Annotated in this window: 1 pseudogene; it reads left to right on the forward strand. The window is 63.8% G+C overall.

Annotated features, from left to right (window positions below):
- Positions 1 to 276: pseudogene (locus tag C1X29_RS29280) on the forward strand (hypothetical protein); the annotation flags it as partial.

Below are 276 nucleotides of genomic sequence, written 5' to 3' on the forward strand. Positions count from 1 at the left end.
TCCATATGGGACGCGGCTTTAGTCGGATGCTTCGCGTATCTGACAATCTATCTCGCCCTCGCGATCAGGCCGCTCGGCTTCGCGGGCCGGCGCCTCGGCGACATCTCCTACGGCGTCTACGTGTTCGCATGGCCGATCCAACAGTGGGCGATCGCGACCACGCCCGCATGCTCCAATCCCTGGATACTCGCGGCCGTATCGGTCCCGGTCTCCATGATGTTCGGCGTGGTGTCCTGGAACCTCGTCGAGAAGCCGGCCACGCGGTTGAGGCATCTC

Source organism: Pseudomonas sp. GW456-12-10-14-LB2 (assembly GCF_002884345.1).
GTDB lineage: Bacteria > Pseudomonadota > Gammaproteobacteria > Pseudomonadales > Pseudomonadaceae > Aquipseudomonas > Aquipseudomonas paraglycinae.